Here is a 954-nt window from a genome sequence, read left to right as displayed (position 1 = left end):
TGGTTTCCAGCAGATCGTTAATCAGCGCACGACGGGTGGTTTCATCCAGACGCACGGTCACGGTCACCAGCAGATCAATATCGCTATGCGGTTTCAGGCCGCCATCCACCGCGCTGCCATACAGATGCACGGCCAGCAGGGTCGGTTCCAGATGACGTTCAATCACGCCCACCACTTCAGACAGCTGGGTGCTCACTTCCGCAATCACCGCTTCACGCATAATGTTCAGTTTGGTTTTCGGACGGCTGCCCTGCTGGGTCACATCGTTGCTGCTCCACAGCATCAGGCAACGGCCCACCGCATAACGCGCCTGCTGTTTGCTCGCACGCGGCATGCTCTGCACGCCAAAAAAGCAATCATAGCACGCCATAAACACCGCCACCGCACCATTACCGCCGCTACGTTCGGTCAGGGTACGGCTCCAATTACGGCTACGCATACTCTTCCTTTTTCAATATTATTGAAGCATTTATCAGGGTTATTGTCTCATGAGCGGATACATATTTGAATGTATTTAGAAAAATAAACAAATAGGGGTTCCGCGCACATTTCCCCGAAAAGTGCCACCTAAATTGTAAGCGTTAATATTTTGTTAAAATTCGCGTTAAATTTTTGTTAAATCAGCTCATTTTTTAACCAATAGGCCGAAATCGGCAAAATCCCTTATAAATCAAAAGAATAGACCGAGATAGGGTTGAGTGGCCGCTACAGGGCGCTCCCATTCGCCATTCAGGCTGCGCAACTGTTGGGAAGGGCGTTTCGGTGCGGGCCTCTTCGCTATTACGCCAGCTGGCGAAAGGGGGATGTGCTGCAAGGCGATTAAGTTGGGTAACGCCAGGGTTTTCCCAGTCACGACGTTGTAAAACGACGGCCAGTGAGCGCGACGTAATACGACTCACTATAGGGCGAATTGAGTGAAGGCCGTCAAGGCCTAGGCGCGCCGGATCCCCCGGG

Annotated in this window: 1 protein-coding gene; it reads right to left on the bottom strand. The window is 51.9% G+C overall.

The window, feature by feature from the left end:
- Positions 1-439 (bottom strand): nucleotidyltransferase domain-containing protein (locus tag GF867_RS14170; protein ID WP_235991569.1); only part of this gene is annotated, 439 nt, incomplete at its 3' end.
- Positions 440-954 lie beyond the last annotated feature (515 nt).

This window comes from Fundicoccus ignavus (assembly GCF_009659375.1).
Classification (GTDB): domain Bacteria; phylum Bacillota; class Bacilli; order Lactobacillales; family Aerococcaceae; genus Fundicoccus; species Fundicoccus ignavus.
Note: the sequence above shows the minus strand (reverse complement) of the source record. Positions and strands in the feature narration are given on the sequence as shown.